The following is a 1,049-nucleotide window of genomic DNA, read 5'->3' as shown; positions in this document are numbered from 1 at the left end:
GTCCGCCCAGGCCGTACCGGGGCGGCTCGCCGTCATCGGCGGCGGCGTGGTCGGTGCCGAGATGGCGACCGCGTACGCGGCCCTGGGTGCCCAGGTCACGATGGTCGCCCGCGACGGGCTGCTGCCCGCCGCGGAGCCGTTCGCGAGCGAGCTCGTGGCGGAGTCGCTCAAGGCGCAGGGCGTGGTGCTGCACCTGAACACGCAGCCCGTGGAGGTCCACCGCGACGACGAGGGCACGGTGCACGTCGCGCTCGCGGACGGTACGGACCTCACCGCCGACGAGGTGCTGGTCGCGACCGGCCGCAAGCCGAACACGGACGAGCTGGGCCTGGAGACCGTCGGGCTCATGCCCGGCGACTGGCTCTCCGTCGACGGCACCCTGCGGGTGCTCGGCGGCGACGGCGTGCCGGTCGGCGACGGCTGGCTGTACGCCGCGGGCGACGTCAACCGGCGCGTCCTGCTGACCCACCAGGGCAAGTACCAGGCCCGCGCCGTGGGCGACACGATCGTGGCCCGCGCGACCGGGACCCCCGTGGACGACGCCCCCTGGGGCCGGCACGCGGCCACGGCCGACGAGCGGGCCGTGCCTCAGGTGGTCTTCACCGACCCCGAGATCGCGAGCGTCGGATACACCGCGGCCGGCGCCGAGGCGGCCGGGCTGCGCATCCGCTCGGTCGAGTACGACCTGGGTGCCGTGGCCGGCGCGTCGCTGCACGCCGACGGGTACACGGGCCGGGCCGCCATGGTGGTCGACGAGGACCGGCGCGTGGTCGTCGGCTTCACCGCGGTGGGTCCTGACGTCGCAGAGCTGCTCCACGCGGCGACCATCGCGATCGCCGGCGAGGTGCCGGTCGACCGGCTGTGGCACGCCGTCCCCGCCTACCCCACCGTCAGCGAGGTCTGGCTCCGCCTCCTCGAGACCTACGGCCGGACGGCGTAGGCGACTCCTCAGCGGCCGGGCAGGGCGATCTGGTCGGGGGTGCGGATCTCCGACCACGCCCGGGCCCGGGGGAGCCGGTGGATCGTGATGTCCGTGGGCCGGGTGCCCG

At 75.7% G+C, this 1,049-nt stretch carries 1 protein-coding gene; it reads left to right on the top strand.

All coding sequences use genetic code 11. The features are described 5' to 3' along the window. On the top strand, positions 1 to 940 hold a 940-nt coding region (locus PROKR_RS03510), incomplete at its 5' end, for an FAD-dependent oxidoreductase (protein ID WP_036959552.1). Positions 941 to 1,049 lie beyond the last annotated feature (109 nt).

The organism is Promicromonospora kroppenstedtii DSM 19349 (assembly GCF_000515355.1).
Taxonomy (GTDB): Bacteria; Actinomycetota; Actinomycetes; order Actinomycetales; family Cellulomonadaceae; genus Promicromonospora; species Promicromonospora kroppenstedtii.
Note: the sequence above shows the minus strand (reverse complement) of the source record. Positions and strands in the feature narration are given on the sequence as shown.